Below are 18,571 nucleotides of genomic sequence, written 5' to 3'. Positions count from 1 at the left end.
CGATGCCACTTCCGGCTAACGGACAGACCGTAAAGGGCAATGACTCACACAGTTTGCCGCGAACGCATTCGCGGGATATTTCGGGATAACAGATGTAATGGCTACGTTCACACCTTCACTCTCAGGGATAAAAGGGCGCGCGCTCTTTTCACTGCTGTTTATGGCGCCGCTGGCGCAGGCAACAGACACCACCGCAGCTAAAGACGGCGAAACGCTTACCGTCACCGCCGATCCAAATACTTCGGCGGAAGCCACCAACGGCTACCAGCCGCTGAACACCTCCACCGCAACGCTGACCAACATGCCGATGCTGGATATCCCGCAGGTGGTCAATACCGTCAGCGATAACGTGCTGGAGGATCAGCACGCCACCACGCTGGATGAAGCGCTCTATAACGTCAGCAACGTGGTGCAGACCAATACCCTGGGCGGTACGCAGGATGCCTTTGTGCGCCGCGGGTTTGGCGCGAACCGCGACGGCTCGATCATGACCAACGGCCTGCGCACCGTCCTGCCGCGCAGCTTTAACGCCGCCACCGAGCGCGTGGAGGTGCTGAAAGGCCCGGCCTCAACGCTGTATGGCATTCTCGATCCGGGCGGCCTGATTAACGTCGTCACCAAACGCCCTGAGAAGACCTTCGGCGGTTCCCTTTCCGCCACCTCTTCCAGCTTTGGCGGCGGCACCGGACAGGTCGATGTGACCGGCCCGATCGACGGCACGCGCCTGGCGTATCGCCTCACGGGTGAGTATCAGGACGAAGATTACTGGCGTAATTTTGGCAACGAACGCAGCACCTTTATCGCCCCGTCGCTCACCTGGTTCGGCGACGATGCCACCGTGACCGTGCTCTATTCGCATCGTGACTATAAAACGCCGTTCGATCGCGGTACGATCTTCGATCTCAACACTAAAAAAGCCGTTGATGTCGATCGCAAAACCCGCTTTGACGAGCCGTTTAACATCACTGACGGGCAGTCCGACCTCGCTCAGCTCAACGCGGAATATCGACTCAACAGCCAGTGGACCGCGAAGTTCGACTACAGCTACAGCCAGGACAAATACAGCGATAACCAGGCCCGCGTCATGGCCTACGATTCAAAAACCGGCAACCTGACCCGCCGCGTGGATGCGACCCAGGGCTCGACCCAACGCATGCACAGCACCCGCGCGGATCTGCAGGGGAATGTGGATATTGCGGGCTTTTACAATGAGATCCTGACTGGCGTGTCGTATGAGAATTACGATCTGTTGCGCACGGACATGATGCGCTGTAAAAACGTCAAGGATTTCAATATCTATCACCCGACGTATGGCAATCTCGGCAAATGCACCACCGTGTCGGCGTCCGACAGCGACCAGACGCTCAAGCAGGAAAGCTACTCTGCGTACGCGCAGGATGCCCTGTACCTGACCGATAAGTGGATCGCCGTCGCCGGGATGCGCTATCAGTATTACACCCAGTACGCGGGCAAAGGCCGTCCGTTCAACGTCAACACCGACAGCCGCGACGAACAGTGGACGCCAAAGCTGGGGCTGGTCTATAAGCTCACGCCAGCGGTCTCGCTGTTTGCCAACTACTCGCAAACGTTTATGCCGCAATCGTCCATTGCGAGCTACATCGGCGACCTGCCGCCGGAAACGTCGAATGCTTACGAAGTGGGCGCTAAGTTCGACCTGTTCGACGGGGTTACCGCCAATATCGCGCTGTTTGATATTCACAAACGCAACGTGCTGTACAACGAAAGCGTGGGGGGTGAAACCATCGCCAAAACGGCGGGCCGCGTGCGCTCCCAGGGCGTGGAGGTGGATCTTGCCGGATCGCTGACCGAGAACACCAATATCATCGCCAGCTACGGGTATACCGACGCGAAGGTGCTGGAAGACCCGGACTACGCGGGCAAACCGTTGCCGAACGTACCGCGCCATACCGGCTCACTGTTCCTGACCTACGACATTCATAATGCGTTTGCCGGGAATACCCTGACGCTGGGCGGCGGCGGGCACGGCGTGAGCCGTCGTTCCGCAACCAACGGTGCGGATTACTATCTGCCGGGCTATTTTGTGGCGGATGCATTTGCGGCGTATAAGATGAAGCTGCAGTATCCGGTGACGCTGCAGGTGAACGTGAAGAACCTGTTTGATAAGACGTACTACACCTCATCTATCGCCACCAACAATCTGGGTAACCAGATTGGCGACCCGCGCGAAGTGCAGTTTACGGTGAAAATGGAGTTTTGATGTCAGTGCGGGGTGTTCCCCTCACCCTAACCCTCTCCCCAAAGGGGCGAGGGGATCGATCGTAGGCCCGGTAAGCGCAGCGCGACCGGGCAAAAAAAAGCCCTGCATCGCAGGGCTTTTTCAGCATCAGGCCTCAATATCCGCCATATCGCCTTTCTCCTGCAGCCAGTTACGACGGTCTTCCGAACGTTTCTTGGCAAGGAGCATATCCATCATAGCGTTGGTCTGCTGTTCGTCTTCGTCGCTGATCGTCAGCTGCACCAGACGGCGCGTGTTCGGATCCAGCGTCGTTTCGCGCAGCTGCATCGGGTTCATCTCGCCCAGCCCTTTAAAGCGCTGCACGTTTGGCTTGCCCTTCTTACGCTTCAGCTGTTCCAGCACGCCCGCTTTCTCTTCTTCCGTCAGCGCGTAGTAAACCTCTTTGCCGAGGTCGATACGGTACAGCGGCGGCAGCGCGACATGGACGTGACCGTTTTTCACCAGCGTGCGGAAGTGCTTCACAAACAGCGCGCACAGCAGCGTGGCGATGTGCAGACCATCGGAGTCCGCATCCGCGAGGATACAGATCTTGCCGTAGCGCAGCTGGCTCAGATCGTCGCTGTCCGGATCGATGCCGATCGCGACCGAGATATCGTGGACTTCCTGCGAGGCCAGCACTTCATCAGACGAGACCTCCCAGGTGTTCAGGATCTTACCCTTGAGCGGCATGATCGCCTGATATTCACGATCGCGCGCCTGCTTGGCCGACCCGCCCGCCGAGTCCCCTTCCACGAGGAACAGTTCGGTACGGTTGAGATCCTGCGCGGTACAGTCTGCCAGCTTGCCCGGCAGCGCAGGGCCGCTGGTCAGCTTTTTACGCACCACTTTCTTCGCGGCACGCAGACGACGCTGGGCGCTGGAAATCGCCATTTCAGCCAGCATTTCTGCCGCCTGAACGTTCTGGTTCAGCCACAGGGTAAACGCATCTTTCACCACACCGGAAACGAACGCCGCGCACTGGCGTGACGACAGGCGTTCTTTGGTCTGACCGGCAAACTGCGGATCCTGCATCTTCACGGAGAGCACGTAGGCGCAGCGGTCCCAGATATCTTCCGCCGACAGCTTCACGCCGCGCGGCAGGATATTGCGGTATTCGCAGAATTCGCGCATCGCATCCAGCAGCCCCTGACGCAGGCCGTTGACGTGGGTACCGCCGAGCATGGTGGGGATCAGGTTAACGTAGCTTTCGGTCAGCAGCTCGCCGCCTTCCGGCAGCCACAGCAGCGCCCAGTCCACCGCTTCGGTGTCGCCGGTGAAATTGCCGACGAACGGTTTTTCCGGCAGCGTCGGCAGGCCGTTTACCGCTTCGCACAGATAGTCATTAAGGCCATCTTCGTAGCGCCAGGTCTGCTCGGTGTTGTTGACGTTATCCTTAAAGGTAATTTCCACGCCCGGGCACAGCACCGCTTTGGCTTTCAGCAGGTGCGTCAGGCGGGAAACGGAAAAGCGCGGGCTGTCGAAGAAACTCTCGTCAGGCCAGAAGTGAACGCTGGTGCCGGTGTTGCGTTTACCGCACGTCCCGACAACCTGCAGATCCTGCACCTTCTCGCCGTTTTCAAACGCGATGTTGTACACCTGACCATCGCGACGGACGTTCACTTCCACGCGTTTGGACAGGGCGTTGACGACGGAAATCCCCACGCCGTGCAGGCCGCCGGAGAACTGGTAGTTTTTGTTGGAGAACTTACCGCCCGCATGCAGACGACAGAGGATCAGCTCAACGGCAGGGACGCCCTCTTCCGGGTGGATATCCACCGGCATGCCGCGCCCGTCGTCAATGACTTCCAGCGACTGATCGGCGTGCAGGATGACGTCAACGCGTTTGGCATGGCCCGCCAGCGCTTCGTCCACACTGTTATCAATAACTTCCTGGCCCAGATGGTTTGGGCGCGTCGTATCGGTGTACATCCCCGGGCGGCGGCGAACCGGCTCAAGCCCGGTGAGGACCTCAATGGCATCAGCGTTATAGGTTTGCGTCATGATTTAAACTAGCAATTCGCATTGATTGTCAGTGGCTGTGCAGTCCAAGAAAATCGACAATCTGGGTGAAATGATTCTCAAAGCCCGTGAAAGCATGGTTTCCGCCCTCTTCTATAGTCTGGCGGCAGGAGGCGTAATACGCCACTGCCTGGCGGTAATCCAGCACTTCATCTCCCGTCTGCTGCAGCAGCCAGATGAGATCCGGCGCCTCGAGCGGGTCGACCTGCATAACTTTGAGATCGTAAATATGGCGTGACTCTAGCACATATTGCTGGCCGGTGTAGGGGTTCTCGTTTCCGCCAAGAAAGTCCCGCAGCAGCTCAAATGGCCGTACCGCCGGATTAACCACCACGGCGGGCAGCATAAAGCATTGCGAGAGCCAGGTGGCGTAATACCCGCCCAGCGATGAACCGACCACACCGAAGGTTTCGCCGCCGTGCGCAAGCACAATGGATTCCAGCATCTCCGCGGCTTCTGCCGGGTAAGGCGGCAGCTGAGGGATAATCATCTCAACGTCGGGGTGATGCTCGCTCAGCCACTGGCGAAACTGTGTCGCTTTTGCGGAGCGCGGCGAGCTGTTGAATCCGTGCAGATAAAGGAGCGTAGACATCAATAGCCTTCTGAAGCGGTGTCCGGGCGGAATTGTGCGCCGGCCAAACGGCAGACTTCCGTGGTCAGCGTGCCGTCGGCATGCAGTTCCAGCCAGCGCCAGCCTGGCGCAATCGTATCCAGCGTAAAGTTGGCGCAGTGCGGCTTAAACTGAACGCAGGTCGACGGTGTCGCCAGCATGCGGCGCCCGTTCCAGTCGAGATCCTGCTCCTGGTGAATATGCCCGCACAGCAGATTTTTCACCCGCGGGAACTTCGCCAGCACGCGATCCAGCGCCGCGGAGTTGCGCAGACTGTGCTGATCGAGCCAGCTGCAGCCCGCCGGCAGAGGATGATGATGAAGCAACAGCAGCGTGTGACGTTCAGGTTCAGCAGCCAGTTTGGTCTCCAGCCAGTCGAGCTGAAACTCGCTTAACTCACCGTGCGGGACGCCAAACACCTGGCTGTCCAACAGCAGGATCTGCCACTGGTCACCCGCAAAAACACATTTCGCCGGAGAAATCCCCGCATCCTGAAGAGAACTGTACATGGCGGGCTGGAAATCGTGGTTGCCTGGTAGCCAGACGCAGGGCACGCTAAAGCTCGCGATGCCTTCAGCAAAATGCTGGTAGGCCGCGGAAGATTGGTCCTGCGCCAGATCGCCCGTTGCGACAATCAGATCGCATGCACGGTTTTCAGCGTGAATGGCGCTCAGTACCGCCTGATAACTCTCCCAGGTGTTCACCCCCAGCAGCGTTTCATGCTTTTCGGCAAAAAGGTGGGTATCGGTGATTTGTAATATCCTGACTGGCGCCCCACCAGCAACAGTCAGGTTCAACAGGCTTTCCAAATGGTGTCCTTAGGTAGGTTTATGACGCTAACAAACCGGAATCGCCATTGCTCCATGTGCTAAACAATATCTTAGCCAGTCGGCTAAAAACTGGTTAATTTGATGCTTTTCGTCGCGTTGATGCAACTTTTTATTCGGGTAATCATACCGCGCCTTGAAGCGAAAGATCTGCTGGCTTGAACACACTTCAGCGACCATCGCGTCGTGATAGAGGCGTACCGTCATCGACGGCAGGCTCCAGTAGCTAATGCTGGGAGCCGTTTGCTCAATTTCCACCAGCGTAGTGTAGCGCGTTGATTCTGTTATCGTTAATCGATACTGCGCATTGCTCACCTGATAGCTTACCGTTTCGCCGGGTGCGTCGTTTCTCGGCAGCAGGCGGCGCAATTGTGCGAAATTGGTTTCGCACAGGCGCATCATTTCTGGGAAGTCAGGCGTATAGCGCTTCATTTTTTCCACTCGTTTCGTAATGTCTGATAATGCAGCTGCAGCCATTGCAGGGCGATGACAGACGCTGCGTTGTCGATTTTCCCCTCTTCTACCCACTGGTAAGCCTGTTCCCGGCTTACCACATGAACCCGAATATCTTCGTTTTCATCAGCCAGACCGTGAATGCCTTCTGCGGTCGTGGCGTCCACTTCGCCCACCATTATGGATAAGCGTTCGCTGGTGCCTCCCGGGCTTGCCAGATAGCTCAGCACCGGTTTGGTACGGCCGACCACCAGCCCCGCCTCTTCCAGCGCCTCGCGCCGGGCGACGTCCTCAACCGACTCGCCTTCTTCGATCATCCCGGCCACCATCTCCAGCAGCCACGGGCTCTCACTGACGTCATAAGCGGCGATGCGGATCTGCTCCACCAGCACAACTTCGTCACGCACTGGGTCAAAGGGTAGCAAGACTGCCGCATGCCCGCGCTCAAAAATTTCGCGTCTGATTTCGCCGCTCATTTCCCCGTTAAACAGGCGATGCCTGAAACGGTAAAGATCCATTGAAAAAAAACCGCTATAAAGCGTTTCTCGTGCAATAATTTCTACATCGTTTTTGGCGAAAGTCACGGGCAACTTATCTGGTTTTTGCATGAGTCGAGTCCTGGTAGCAATGGTGATGAAATTGTGAATTTCAAGGCTGTTTGGCTGCCGTTTGTAAGGCTATATGGTAGATTGGTGCAAATTACCGCCAGATGGCACGTAACGCCAACCTTTTGGTGTGGATGATTCTGTTAGAATCGGCAATTATTTTTTAATTAGATCAGCGCTAATACTGCTTCACAACAAGGAATGCAAATGAAGAAATTGCTCCCCATCCTTATCGGCCTGAGCCTGACGGGCTTCAGTGCAATGAGCCAGGCGGAAAACCTGTTACAGGTCTACCAGCAGGCACGTCTGGGCAACCCTGATTTACGTAAATCAGCGGCCGATCGTGATGCTGCGTTTGAAAAGATTAACGAAGCGCGTAGCCCCTTGCTGCCACAGTTAGGGTTAGGTGCAGATTATACCTACAGCAACGGTTTCCGCGACGCTAACGGCGTAAACTCCAATGCTACCAGCGCCTCACTGCAATTAACACAGACGCTGTTTGATATGTCCAAATGGCGTGCCCTGACCCTGCAGGAAAAAAGCGCAGGCATCCAGGATGTGACCTATCAGACCGACCAGCAGACGCTGATCCTGAACACAGCTACGGCGTACTTCAACGTGCTGAGCGCCATTGACGCGCTCTCCTACACCGAAGCGCAGAAACAGGCCATTTACCGTCAGTTAGATCAAACCACCCAGCGCTTCAACGTGGGTCTGGTGGCGATCACCGATGTGCAGAACGCCCGTTCACAGTACGACACCGTGCTGGCCAACGAAGTGACCGCGCGTAACAACCTCGACAACGCGCTGGAATCCCTGCGTCAGGTTACCGGGAATTACTATCCTGAGCTGGCCTCCCTGAACGTCGACAGCTTCAAAACGGATAAGCCGCAGGCCGTTAACGCCCTGCTGAAAGAGGCGGAAAACCGCAACCTGACGTTGCTGCAGGCGCGTCTGAGCCAGGACCTGGCCCGCGAGCAAATTCGTCAGGCGCAGGATGGCCATCTGCCAACCCTGAGCCTGAGCGCCTCTACCGGCATCTCTGACACCACTTATAGCGGCTCTAAGACCAACTCTGCCCAGTATGACGACAGCAATATGGGCCAGAACAAGGTGGGTCTGAGCTTCTCCCTGCCGCTGTATCAGGGCGGTCAGGTCAACTCCCAGGTGAAACAGGCGCAGTACAACTTTGTTGGCGCGAGCGAGCAGCTGGAAAGCGCCCACCGCAACGTGGTGCAGACCGTACGTTCATCCTTCAACAACGTGAACGCCTCAATCAGCAGCATCAACGCCTATAAACAGGCCGTTGTGTCGGCACAGAGCTCCCTGGACGCGATGGAAGCCGGCTACTCCGTCGGTACACGTACTATCGTTGACGTGCTCGACGCGACCACCACGCTGTACAACGCGAAACAGCAGCTCTCCAGCGCGCGTTATCAGTACCTGATTAACCAGCTGAACATTAAGCAGGCTCTAGGTACGCTGAACGAGCAAGACCTGCAGATGCTGAACAGCGCACTGGGCAAGCCGGTCTCCACCTCTCCTGACAGCGTTGCGCCGGAGAACCCGGAGCAGGTTGCCGCGGTTGATAACTTCAACGCTAACGGCACGACCCCTGCTGCACAGCCTGCTGCCGCGCGCACTACCGCGCCTGCCAGCAAGAGCAATAATCCGTTCCGTAACTAAGCATTGCCCGATGGCGCTTCGCTTATCGGGCCTACTGAATCGTAGGCCGGGTAAGCGCAGCGCCACCCGGCGCAAAATCACATCCGAACGTAAGCCAACGTAAAGATCCCCCTGATTCCGCCCCTCTTCGCTTCATTTTCAACCACTCATCCTCTATCCTGAGCGTTATTACCACTGGGTCCTGGAAGACAAATATGAAACGGACAAAAACGATCAATCACGCGTCGTTCCGCAAGAGCTGGAACGCACGTCACCTCACCCCTGTTGCGCTGGCGGTTACCGCTGTCTTTATGCTGGCAGGTTGTGAAAAAAACGATGAAACGGTTTCGCTGTATCAAAACGCGGACGACTGCTCTGCTGCCACCGGTAAAGCGGCCGAATGTAAAACGGCCTACACCAGCGCGCTGAAAGAAGCGGAACGCACCGCGCCGAAATATGCCTCACGCGAAGACTGCGTAGCGGAGTTTGGCGAAGGTCAATGCCAGCAGGCACCGGCTCAGGCCGGCACTGCGCCAGAAAATCAGGCGCAGGCGCAGTCCAGCGGCAGCTTCTGGATGCCGCTGATGGCCGGTTACATGATGGGTCGTCTGATGGGCGGCGGTGCAGGCTACCAGCAGCAGCCGCTGTTTAGCTCGAAAAACCCTGCCAGCCCGGCTTACGGTCAATATACCGATGCCAGCGGCAAAGGCTACGGCGCAGCCACCCCTGGCCGCACCGTGACGGTACCGAAAACGGCGATGGCGCCGAAGCCTGCGACCACCAGCACCATCACCCGCGGCGGGTTCGGTGAGTCTGTGGCGAAACAGACCAGCATGCAGCGCAGCGCGACAGGCACCTCTTCTACTCGCTCAATGGGCGGCTGATCATGGAACGAGTCAGTATTACCGAGCGTCCGGACTGGCGCGAAAAAGCCACCGAGTACGGCTTTAACTTCCACACCATGTACGGCGAGCCGTACTGGTGTGAAGACGCTTACTACAAGCTCACGCTGGCCCAGGTTGAGAAGCTGGAAGAGGTAACGGCCGAGCTGCACCAGATGTGCCTCAAGGTGGTGGAAAAAGTCATCGACAGCGACGAGCTGATGGCCAAGTTCCGCATTCCAAAGCACACCTGGAGCTTTGTCCGCCAGTCGTGGAAAACGAATCAACCTTCGCTTTACTCTCGCCTGGATCTGGCGTGGGACGGCAAAGGCGAGCCTAAGCTGCTGGAAAACAACGCCGATACCCCAACGTCCCTGTACGAGGCGGCGTTCTTCCAGTGGATCTGGCTGGAAGACCAGGCCAATGCTGGCAACCTGCCGGAAGGCAGCGACCAGTTCAACAGCCTGCAGGAGAAGCTGATCGAGCGCTTCGCCGAGCTTCGCGAGCAGTTTGGCTTTAACCTGCTGCATCTCGCCTGCTGCCGCGACACGGAAGAAGACCGTGGCACGGTTCAGTATCTGCAGGATTGCGCCGCCGAAGCGGAGGTGGCGACCGAGTTCCTCTATATCGAGGATATCGGCCTGGGTGAAAAAGGTCAGTTCACGGACATGCAGGATCAGGTGATCAGCAACCTGTTCAAGCTCTACCCGTGGGAGTACATGCTGCGCGAGATGTTTTCCACCAAGCTGGAAGACGCGGGCGTACGCTGGCTGGAACCGGCCTGGAAAAGCATTATCTCCAACAAGGCCCTGCTGCCGATGCTGTGGGAAATGTTCCCGAATCACCCGAACCTGCTGCCAGCGTACTTCGCGGAAGATAATTACCCGCAGATGGAGAAATACGTCGTTAAGCCGATCTTCTCCCGCGAAGGCGCGAACGTGTCGATTATCGAAAACGGTAAAACGCTGGAAGCGGTTGAAGGGCCGTACGGCGAAGAAGGGATGATCGTCCAGGAGTTCTATCCACTGCCGAAGTTTGGCGACAGCTATACGCTGATTGGCAGCTGGCTGATCAACGATCTGCCTGCCGGAATTGGCATTCGCGAAGATCGCGCGCTGATCACGCAGGATCTGTCACGGTTCTATCCGCATATTTTTGTTGAGTAAGATCTGCCGGGTGGCGGCTTCGCCTGACCCGGCCTACGGTTTTGTAGGCCCGGTAAGCGTAGCGCCACCGGGCATGTTTTCACCCCACCTGCACCGACAGCATACTCAGGCTTCCCATCTCAATTCCGTCGACCGGGATCGTAACCGGCTCCTGGCCATCCCACGCGCCAAGCACGTACAGCAGCGGCAGGAAATGCTCCGGCGTCGGGTTAGAGAGCGAACCGCCCTCATGGTCCAGATAGTTCACCAGCGGATGTGCCTCAGCCGGACCCTGCCAGGTCAGGTTCGCTTTAACGTAGTCGTTAAAAGCGGTCGCCCACGGGTAAGGCGTATTCTCACCGTGCCAGCGTGCCGTGCGCAGGTTGTGCACCACGTTGCCGCTTGCCACCAGCATGATGCCTTCATCACGAAGCGTTGCCAGCTTACGGCCCATCTCCAGATGCCAGGCGGCCGGTTTGGTGCTGTCGATGCTCAGCTGCACCATCGGGATATCCGCATCAGGATACATTTTAATCAACACGCCCCACGAGCCGTGGTCAAAACCCCAAGCTTCTTTATCCAGCGTAACCGGAACAGGCGCCAGCAGTTCCACCAGTCTTTGTGCCAGCTCAGGCGAGCCGGGGGCCGGATAGTGCGTGTCATACAGCGCCTGCGGGAAGCCGCCAAAATCATGAATGGTCTTTGGCGCTTCCATGGCGGTCACGCCTGTGCCGCGGGTGAACCAGTGCGCGGATACCACCACAATCGCTTTTGGACGCGGCAGCGTCTCGCCCAGGCTACGCCATGCGCGGGTATAGACGTTGTCTTCCAGAACGTTCATTGGGCTGCCGTGGCCTAAAAACAGGGCTGGCATACGGGAAGAAGTCATGATGATATCCTTACAGAAGGTGTCAATTTAATGGTGCTACATTACGCGCAAACCGGCAAAGATGAACGCAGATAAGCGTGAAGATCATCATCAGGAAATTTGAATGTAAGGAATGTGTAAAGCCGGGGTTGGCCCCTCGCTTTGCCAGAAATGAATCATTTATATTAATGAGAATCATTATCATAAGGAGCAATGCATGTCAGTCCCTCTGATCCTGACCATACTGGCGGGCGCCGCGACGTTCATCGGCGCGATCCTCGGCGTGCTTGGTCAAAAGCCATCAAACCGCGTGCTGGCCTTCTCGCTGGGCTTTGCTGCCGGGATCATGCTGCTCATCTCCCTGATGGAGATGCTCCCTGCGGCGCTGGGCACGGAAGGCATGTCTCCGCTGCTGGGCTACGGCATGTTTGTCGTTGGCCTGCTGGGATACTTCGCGCTCGACCGCATGTTGCCCCACGCGCACCCTCAGGACTTAATGCAAAAAAACGTAGCGCCCGCGCCGCGCAACATTAAGCGCACGGCCATTTTGCTGACGCTCGGCATAAGCCTGCACAACTTCCCGGAAGGCGTGGCGACGTATGTCACCGCCAGCAGCAACCTGGAAATGGGCCTCGGCATCGCCCTGGCGGTGGCGTTGCACAATATTCCTGAAGGACTCGCGGTGGCCGGTCCGGTCTATGCCGCTACGGGCTCAAAGCGCACGGCAATCTTCTGGGCCGGGATCTCCGGCATGGCGGAAATTCTTGGCGGCGTGCTGGCCTGGCTCATCCTTGGTAGCCTGGTTTCGCCGGTCGTCATGGCTGCCATTATGGCCGCGGTTGCGGGGATTATGGTTGCGCTGTCGGTAGACGAGCTGATGCCGCTGGCGAAAGAGATCGATCCAAACAACAACCCAAGCTATGGCGTCCTGTGCGGGATGTCGGTGATGGGGCTAAGTCTGGTCTTACTTCAGGCCGCAGGCATTGGCTGACGTGACGGGCGCCTCCTGAAACGGAGGCGCCTATTATTTGTTAAAGGAATAACTTTTTACGCAATATACGCCCCGCCTCCTTCCTTATAAAAAAATCAAGTTTTTTATTGAACATTACTGTGCGTAATAACACTAAACAATGCATCCGGCATTATAATTTACACTTCTTGAAATTCATCCACTTACAATAAGCCGTATTTATATTTTAATTATATCTACAATGATTTTTAAGCGTGATTAATCGCATTGCCCCGCCGAAGATCGATATACTTTCCTGGCAATATTCTGATTAATATTCAGGATATGAATTCAACTGAAAAAGGATATTTTCATGTTTACAGGAAAAAAAGCGCTTTTAGCCGTGGCAATGGCCACGCTTATTTCTGGATCGGCATTGGCTGCAGAACAAGGCTCAGGCAAGATCAAATTCAAAGGGGTGGTGATTGATGCGCCGTGCAGCATTGCTCCTGATAGCGTTGATAAAGAAGTCGATCTGGGTGAAATTACGACGGCCGTTATTAATGCCAATAAAAAATCGTCTCCCGTTGCGGTAGATATCAACCTGGAAAACTGCCAGCTGGACGATCCAGGCGATGAAACCGATACCCCAATCACCAAAGTTGACGTCACGTTCACCAGCTCCGCTACGGATACAACGGATACCAGCCTGATGACCAACACGTATGCCAGCGGCGCGCAGAACGTGGGCGTCCGCCTGCTGGATAATGCGGAAGCGAACATTACCCTGGGTAGCGCCAGTGAAGTTACCCTGCTGGCAGGCTCCGCCACCCAGACGCTGCACTTTAAGGCGCAGATGGAAGTGCTGAGCGGCAAAACGGCAACGCCGGGTCAGGTTGAAGCCACCGCAAACTATGTGCTGGCGTATAAATAATTCGAATTTACCTCGTTATCTACCGACTGGCTCGTTATGCCAGTCGGCATTTTATATTTACCTTGAGCAACAGGATGATGAAACATAAATCAACATGCATAATCATCATTACCGCCCTGTTAATGACGAAAGTCGCCTCTGGTACCGAATTTAATATTAATGCCATCGATAAAGATCAGCGCAACAGCGTCGATTTAACACAGTTTAAAGATCGCGCCTCCGTCGTCCCCGGTCGTTATTTTGTTACGGTTTCAATTAATGACACTCCCTTAGCAAACGGCTGGCAGTTAACGTGGAAAAAAGTGAATGATGCAGTTCAGGTCTGTATTCCCGCCGAACTGGCCGACACGTTCGGCCTGCAGGATAAAATACGGGAATCGCTCACTGAAAAAGAGGGCTGTATAGACTTCGCCCCGCTGCCGGACATTCATTTTACCTTTGAACAAGCAAGCCAGACGCTAAACGTGTCCATTCCCCAGGCGTGGCTGCAGTACCGTTCTGCCGAGTGGATGCCCCCGTCAACCTGGGATAACGGCGTGGCGGGCGTCCTGCTGGACTACAATCTTTTTGCCAGCCACTACCAGCCCAACAGCGGTAGCAGTTCAGATAATGCCAACACTTACGGCACGGCGGGCGCGAACGTCGGCGCCTGGCGGCTGCGCAGCGATTATCAATACAACCAAACGCACGCGGACGGCGGTTCAGAGCATAACGGGCGCTTCTCGCGCGTTTATATGTTCCGCCCCCTCCCCACCATGGGCGCAAAGCTGACGCTCGGCGAGACGGATTTCCAGTCGTCGATTTTCGACGCCTTCACCTACACCGGCGCGTCGCTTATCAGCGATGAGCGTATGCTGCCGTGGTCACTGCGCGGCTATGCGCCACAAATCTCCGGTATTGCCCAAACCAACGCGACGGTCACCGTAAGCCTCGCCGACAGGGTCATCTATCAAACAAAAGTCCCGCCGGGCCCGTTCATCATTCAGGATCTCAACCAGTCGGTGCAGGGCACGCTCGACGTGAAGGTGACGGAAGAAGATGGCCGGGTGAGTACGTTCCAGGTCTCCGCCGAATCCGTTCCCTTCCTGACGCGTCAGGGCCAGGTTCGCTACAAGCTGGCGGCAGGCAAGCCGCGAAAGGACGCATCGCATGACGTTGAGGACAGCACCTTCATGAGCGGCGAGTTTTCCTGGGGTATGCTGTCGCAAACTTCGCTCTATGGCGGAACGCTGGCCGATGGTGACCACTACCGCGCCCTGGCCGCCGGGCTGGGACAAAACATGGCGTATCTGGGCGCGCTCTCGTTTGATATCACCCGGGCCACCAGCCAGCTGCCGGGCGCGGATCCGCAGACGGGCTACAGCTACCGTTTTAACTACAGTAAACGGTTCGACACCACCGGTAGCCAGCTTACGCTGGCGAGCTACCGCTACTCGGACCGTCAGTTCCTGAGCTATGCGCGCTATCTGGATAACGACAACAGCGACAGCCAGACGGAAAAACAGACCCTCAGCGTCACCGCCAGTCAGTACATATCGGCCCTCTCGCTAAACCTTTATCTGAGCATGCTGCGCCAAACCTGGTGGGACGACTCGCCTTCCACGACCGGCAGCGTCACCGCTGGCTATAACTTCGACCTTGGCCGCTGGAAAAACCTTGGCCTGACCCTGTCGCTGAGCAGAACCCATTACGAAGATGATGAAGAGGACGATAACCAGTTTTATCTCTCGCTGAGCGTGCCGCTCGATCCTGACCATCGCCTGAACTACGACCTGCGCAACGGCGACAGCCTGAGCCAGAGCGTCTCCTGGTACGATACCTCTGACCGGAACAATACCTGGGGCGTCTCTGCTGGCACCGAGAGCGAAAAAGCCGATGCGGGCGCACAGTTCAGCGGAAACTATCAGCACTATTCTTCGCTGGGGGATCTCAACGTCTCGGGCAGCTATAAGGCGAATGAGTACAACTCAATGAGCGCCAGCTGGAACGGATCGTTTACCGGGACGGCGAAAGGGTTTGCCCTGCACCGTCGCAGCTACGGCAATGAGCCACGCGTCATGGTCAGCACTGACGGCGTGGGCCATATCCCGCTGAACGTATCGCATGACGAAACCAACGCGTCGGGTATCGGCGTTCTGCCGTCGTTTTCCAGCTATACCCCGGCCAGCGTGCGGGTCAACATGAACAATTTGCCTGACGGCGTTGACGTCGATACGCGGGTGGTCACCTCCACCTGGACAGAAGGCGCCATCGGCTATCGTCAAATCGCGACCCGAGCCGGTAACGATATTGCCGGCATTTTGCGAACGCCTTCCGGGACACCGCCGCTCGGTGCCCTGGTCCGCCTGCAGGATAACGGCCTGCAGGTCGGCATGGTCGCCGAGGAGGGCCGCGTCTGGCTGGGCGCCGTCCAGCCTGAGCAACAGTTCCTGGTCACGTGGGGAGACAACCATCAGTGTCGCTTCTCGTTACCTTCTCACCTTGAAAACAGTATGCAGCTCATGCTGCCTTGCCAGTAAGAAACCATGATGAAACTCACCCCACTCAAGGCCCTGAGCCTGATGTTGCTCGGCACCGCACTGAACGCGCATGCCGCCATTAACCTGGACCGCACGCGGATCGTTTTTCCCGAAGTGGACAAGGCAAGCAGCCTGAAAGTCGATAACCAGAGCAAAACCTTACCCTACCTGGCGCTTTCCTGGATTGAAGACGAAAACGGGCGCAAAGAGGACAGCCACTTCATGGCGCTGCCGCCCATTCAGCGTATTGAAGCGGGCGCGTCATCGCAGGTCAGGATTGTGAAGCAGGCGGCGGTTGGGCAGTTGCCGAAGGACAGAGAGTCGCTGTTTTACTTCAACCTGCGAGAAGTTCCGCCCAAAAGCGGCGCCAGCGAGGCGCGCAGCGTTATGCAGGTGGCGATGCAGAGCCGCATTAAGCTGTTCTGGCGGCCAAAAGCCATCACCAAAAAGCCGGGTGATCAAAGCGAAATGCGCATGGAAATTACCGCCACCGCAACGGGGCTCAGCGTACATAACCCCACGCCCTATTACATCACCCTCGCGTGGCTGAGTAAAAATGCGAAAACCCAGCTGCCGGGCTTCGACAGCCTGATGATTGCTCCGTTTGCCACGGCGTCCACCTCTACCGGCGACTACCACGGGAGCTACTACAGCGTGGGTTACATTGATGATTACGGCGCGCTGAAAAAAGTGGACGTTACCTGTGCGGGTAAGGCGCCATGCCAGCTCAGCGAGCGGAAGGGTCAAAACAATGCGCAAGCTCGTTAATTGTCTGTTTTTGCTGCTGTTCGCCCTGCTGCCCGTCAGAGAGGCGCTGGCGCTTGACTGCTATCTCGGCGTTTCCGGCGGGCCCGTCGAGGAGACAAAAACGATCTCCCCTTTTGCCATTCCCAGCAACGCGCAGGTGGGGGAAAAGATATGGGAATCTGACGATATCAAAGTCCCTGTGACCTGCGACCACAACACCACCAGTAATTTTGAAAAAGAGGACATCTACGCCTGGGTTAACCCCTACCCGTCAGCGTCCGATCCCTACTACGAGCTCGGCGTAACCTATGAAGGGATTGACTACGATGCGACGGGGCAACCCAACGGGGTTGATACCTCCCAGTGCCTTGATAACAAACAGATCACTATCTATACCCCCGCCCAAATCCAGCAAATGGGCTGGGAGAACCGCATCTGTTCCGGCAATGCGAACGACATTCACACCTCACGCACGTTCATCGTGCGCTTTCGTCTGTACGTCAGAATCAAGGTCATGCCGCCGCACGGCTACGTCAGCACGCTCGGGGACTATATCGTGGTGCAGTTCGACGGCAAGGGCGGCGTCAACCAGATGTCCGACGCGAAAAACCTGAAGTATCATATTAATGGCCTGAACAATATCACCGTGCTGGACTGCGGGGCGACCTTCAGCATCTATCCGGAAAATCAGGAGATTGATTTTGGTACGTTCAGCGCTCGCGACATAATGAATCAGGGAAAGCGAACGCGCACGTTCTCGGTCAGAACGACCAAGATACAGGACGCCGAGTGTTCCGATGGGTTTAAAATGGATTCGTCGTTCTATACGAACGAGACGCTGAGCGAAGAAGATACCGCCCTGCTCATCGGTAACGGCCTGAAATTACGCATCCTTAACGGAACGCAGCCCTACACCTTTAACCGATACGAAGAGTATGCCGATTTTACCGGCAGTACGTTGCAGTACGAACAGACCTATACCGCTGAGCTGACGCCGGTGCCGGGAAAGGCGATCCAGTCCGGACCATTTGAAACCGTGGTGCTGTTCAAAATTAACTACCACTAAACGTAAAAAAGCCGGGTTTCCCCGGCTTTTTCACATCAGCAGTTTCAGCTGGCTTTGCGCTCGTGCGCCTGGCGGTACTCGACCAGATCTTCAATCGTGACCACCGGCATGTTGTGCAGACGCGCAAAGGTGATGCACTCCGGCGCGCGCGCCATGGTGCCGTCATCGTTGGTCAGTTCACACAGCACGCCCGCAGGTTTGAAGCCCGCCAGCGTCACCAGATCGATGGTCGCTTCGGTGTGGCCGCCGCGGGTCAGGACGCCGCCAGCCTGCGCGCGCAGTGGGAAGACGTGGCCTGGACGATGCAGATCGGAGGGCTTCGCATCATCAGCAATGGCGGCACGTACGGTGGTCAGACGGTCAGCCGCAGACACACCGGTGGTCACGCCATGCGCCGCTTCAATGGTCACGGTAAATCCGGTACCAAAGGCGCTGGTGTTGTTTTCGACCATCATCGGCAGCTCGAGCTGCTTACGACGATCTTCAGTAATACACAGGCATACGATGCCGCTGCCGTGACGGATGGTCAGCGCCATCTGTTCAACGGTCATGTTTTCGGCGGCGAAAATCATGTCGCCTTCGTTTTCACGGTTTTCATCGTCAAGCACCATCACACCGCGGCCTTCGCGCAGTGCATCCAGTGCATGTTCAACACGTTGAGTTGAAGTGCCAAAAGAGGAAAGTAGCGTCTGATTCATGGTAAAAAAACCTCATTAACATTATGGTTACCAGAATCAGGGCAGTCTTAGGAGCGCCGTATAAGCGGCAAAAAGATAACGTGAGCGGGCCCATGCCCGACTGGATCGTTACTCTCTCCCATCCGGACTCTAACCGTCGGCCCCGGAATTACACCGGATCTGCTGACCTTTGAGAATTCACCCAAAGCGCTCGCGGGCTTTCAGCGTTAAGCTGATTTACCGCCGGTGGGGAATTTCGCCCCGCCCTGAGAATAAGCGAGATAACTATAACGCTATTGATTATCCTGGGCAATGCATAAGCATCAAACAATTTTGTTTACCCCGGGCA

At 56.6% G+C, this 18,571-nt stretch carries 16 protein-coding genes and 1 riboswitch; of the genes, 9 read left to right on the top strand and 7 right to left on the bottom strand.

Annotation, left to right across the window (positions count from 1 at the left end):
- Positions 1 to 97 precede the first annotated feature (97 nt).
- Entirely contained in the window at positions 98 to 2,239 is a 2,142-nt protein-coding gene (locus ACMGGE_RS20285) for a TonB-dependent siderophore receptor (RefSeq protein ID WP_420294089.1), read from the top strand.
- 126 nt (positions 2,240 to 2,365) lie between these two features.
- On the opposite strand, the gene parE is transcribed toward ACMGGE_RS20285, so the two are convergent.
- Genes parE through nudF form a run of 5 tightly spaced genes read right to left on the bottom strand, consistent with a single transcriptional unit; the run spans position 2,366 to position 6,774 of the window.
- Positions 2,366 to 4,258 (bottom strand): DNA topoisomerase IV subunit B, encoded by a 1,893-nt coding sequence (parE, locus tag ACMGGE_RS20280; protein WP_032650257.1) that lies wholly within the window; start codon positions 4,256 to 4,258, stop codon positions 2,366 to 2,368.
- Positions 4,259 to 4,286: 28 nt separating this feature from the next.
- On the bottom strand, positions 4,287 to 4,868 hold the full coding sequence (yqiA, locus tag ACMGGE_RS20275) for an esterase YqiA (protein WP_420294088.1): 582 nt from the start codon (positions 4,866 to 4,868) through the stop codon (positions 4,287 to 4,289).
- A complete protein-coding gene (gene cpdA / locus ACMGGE_RS20270; protein ID WP_420294087.1) occupies positions 4,868 to 5,695 on the bottom strand; it encodes a 3',5'-cyclic-AMP phosphodiesterase in 828 nt (275 codons plus the stop codon). The genes yqiA and cpdA overlap by 1 nt, the downstream gene beginning before the upstream one ends.
- Positions 5,696 to 5,722: 27 nt before the next feature.
- The gene (locus ACMGGE_RS20265; protein WP_003862516.1) at positions 5,723 to 6,145 is read right to left on the bottom strand and encodes a DUF1249 family protein; all 423 of its coding nucleotides are present in this window, start codon (positions 6,143 to 6,145) and stop codon (positions 5,723 to 5,725) included.
- A complete protein-coding gene (nudF, locus tag ACMGGE_RS20260; RefSeq protein ID WP_024906492.1) occupies positions 6,142 to 6,774 on the bottom strand; it encodes an ADP-ribose diphosphatase in 633 nt (210 codons plus the stop codon). Before nudF ends, ACMGGE_RS20265 begins: the two co-directional genes overlap by 4 nt.
- Positions 6,775 to 6,978: 204 nt before the next feature.
- Between nudF and tolC the strand changes: the two genes are divergently transcribed.
- From tolC to ACMGGE_RS20245, 3 genes are all read left to right on the top strand, one after another.
- On the top strand, positions 6,979 to 8,457 hold the full coding sequence (tolC, locus tag ACMGGE_RS20255; protein ID WP_045909979.1) for an outer membrane channel protein TolC: 1,479 nt from the start codon (positions 6,979 to 6,981) through the stop codon (positions 8,455 to 8,457).
- Between the two features lie 194 nt (positions 8,458 to 8,651).
- A complete protein-coding gene (locus tag ACMGGE_RS20250; protein WP_048028997.1) occupies positions 8,652 to 9,320 on the top strand; it encodes a DUF1190 family protein in 669 nt (222 codons plus the stop codon).
- 2 nt (positions 9,321 to 9,322) lie between these two features.
- Complete coding sequence (locus ACMGGE_RS20245) at positions 9,323 to 10,483, top strand: glutathionylspermidine synthase family protein (RefSeq protein WP_045909981.1); 1,161 nt, start codon at positions 9,323 to 9,325, stop codon at positions 10,481 to 10,483.
- 79 nt (positions 10,484 to 10,562) lie between these two features.
- On the opposite strand, the gene ygiD is transcribed toward ACMGGE_RS20245, so the two are convergent.
- Entirely contained in the window at positions 10,563 to 11,351 is a 789-nt protein-coding gene (gene ygiD / locus ACMGGE_RS20240) for a 4,5-DOPA dioxygenase extradiol (RefSeq protein ID WP_126534073.1), read from the bottom strand.
- A gap of 196 nt (positions 11,352 to 11,547) precedes the next feature.
- Here ygiD and zupT point away from each other — a divergent pair, with 196 nt between their 5' ends.
- The 5 genes from zupT (at position 11,548) to ACMGGE_RS20215 (ending at position 17,545) form a co-directional block, all read left to right on the top strand.
- A complete protein-coding gene (gene zupT / locus ACMGGE_RS20235; protein ID WP_045909982.1) occupies positions 11,548 to 12,321 on the top strand; it encodes a zinc transporter ZupT in 774 nt (257 codons plus the stop codon).
- A gap of 331 nt (positions 12,322 to 12,652) precedes the next feature.
- Positions 12,653 to 13,213: a fimbrial protein gene (locus ACMGGE_RS20230; protein WP_045909983.1), complete on the top strand. Its 561-nt coding sequence runs from the start codon at positions 12,653 to 12,655 to the stop codon at positions 13,211 to 13,213.
- A gap of 74 nt (positions 13,214 to 13,287) precedes the next feature.
- Entirely contained in the window at positions 13,288 to 15,732 is a 2,445-nt protein-coding gene (locus tag ACMGGE_RS20225; protein WP_420294086.1) for a fimbria/pilus outer membrane usher protein, read from the top strand.
- Positions 15,733 to 15,741: 9 nt separating this feature from the next.
- Entirely contained in the window at positions 15,742 to 16,500 is a 759-nt protein-coding gene (locus tag ACMGGE_RS20220) for a molecular chaperone (RefSeq protein ID WP_128301354.1), read from the top strand.
- A complete protein-coding gene (locus ACMGGE_RS20215) occupies positions 16,484 to 17,545 on the top strand; it encodes a type 1 fimbrial protein (protein WP_048224920.1) in 1,062 nt (353 codons plus the stop codon). Before ACMGGE_RS20220 ends, ACMGGE_RS20215 begins: the two co-directional genes overlap by 17 nt.
- Before the next feature lie 44 nt (positions 17,546 to 17,589).
- Here ACMGGE_RS20215 and ribB read toward each other — a convergent pair whose 3' ends face one another.
- A complete protein-coding gene (gene ribB, locus ACMGGE_RS20210; protein ID WP_028017147.1) occupies positions 17,590 to 18,243 on the bottom strand; it encodes a 3,4-dihydroxy-2-butanone-4-phosphate synthase in 654 nt (217 codons plus the stop codon).
- A gap of 106 nt (positions 18,244 to 18,349) precedes the next feature.
- Positions 18,350 to 18,500, bottom strand: a riboswitch (FMN riboswitch).
- Positions 18,501 to 18,571 lie beyond the last annotated feature (71 nt).

The organism is Enterobacter sp. BNK-22 (assembly GCF_048684805.1).
GTDB classification, from domain to species: domain Bacteria; phylum Pseudomonadota; class Gammaproteobacteria; order Enterobacterales; family Enterobacteriaceae; genus Enterobacter; species Enterobacter quasiroggenkampii.
This window is presented reverse-complemented; position numbering and strand designations above follow the sequence as displayed.

Bases quoted from the DNA above. Each gene is read 5' to 3' on its own strand.
- ACMGGE_RS20245 (WP_045909981.1), top strand. From the start codon at position 9,323: ATGGAACGAGTCAGTATTACCGAGCGTCCGGACTGGCGCGAAAAAGCC.
- ygiD (WP_126534073.1), bottom strand. From the start codon at position 11,351: ATGACTTCTTCCCGTATGCCAGCCCTGTTTTTAGGCCACGGCAGCCCA.
- tolC (WP_045909979.1), top strand. From the start codon at position 6,979: ATGAAGAAATTGCTCCCCATCCTTATCGGCCTGAGCCTGACGGGCTTC.
- parE (WP_032650257.1), bottom strand. From the start codon at position 4,258: ATGACGCAAACCTATAACGCTGATGCCATTGAGGTCCTCACCGGGCTT.
- ACMGGE_RS20250 (WP_048028997.1), top strand. From the start codon at position 8,652: ATGAAACGGACAAAAACGATCAATCACGCGTCGTTCCGCAAGAGCTGG.
- ACMGGE_RS20285 (WP_420294089.1), top strand. From the start codon at position 98: ATGGCTACGTTCACACCTTCACTCTCAGGGATAAAAGGGCGCGCGCTC.
- ACMGGE_RS20220 (WP_128301354.1), top strand. From the start codon at position 15,742: ATGAAACTCACCCCACTCAAGGCCCTGAGCCTGATGTTGCTCGGCACC.
- ACMGGE_RS20215 (WP_048224920.1), top strand. From the start codon at position 16,484: ATGCGCAAGCTCGTTAATTGTCTGTTTTTGCTGCTGTTCGCCCTGCTG.
- ACMGGE_RS20265 (WP_003862516.1), bottom strand. From the start codon at position 6,145: ATGAAGCGCTATACGCCTGACTTCCCAGAAATGATGCGCCTGTGCGAA.
- ribB (WP_028017147.1), bottom strand. From the start codon at position 18,243: ATGAATCAGACGCTACTTTCCTCTTTTGGCACTTCAACTCAACGTGTT.
- nudF (WP_024906492.1), bottom strand. From the start codon at position 6,774: ATGCAAAAACCAGATAAGTTGCCCGTGACTTTCGCCAAAAACGATGTA.
- ACMGGE_RS20230 (WP_045909983.1), top strand. From the start codon at position 12,653: ATGTTTACAGGAAAAAAAGCGCTTTTAGCCGTGGCAATGGCCACGCTT.
- zupT (WP_045909982.1), top strand. From the start codon at position 11,548: ATGTCAGTCCCTCTGATCCTGACCATACTGGCGGGCGCCGCGACGTTC.
- yqiA (WP_420294088.1), bottom strand. From the start codon at position 4,868: ATGTCTACGCTCCTTTATCTGCACGGATTCAACAGCTCGCCGCGCTCC.
- ACMGGE_RS20225 (WP_420294086.1), top strand. From the start codon at position 13,288: ATGATGAAACATAAATCAACATGCATAATCATCATTACCGCCCTGTTA.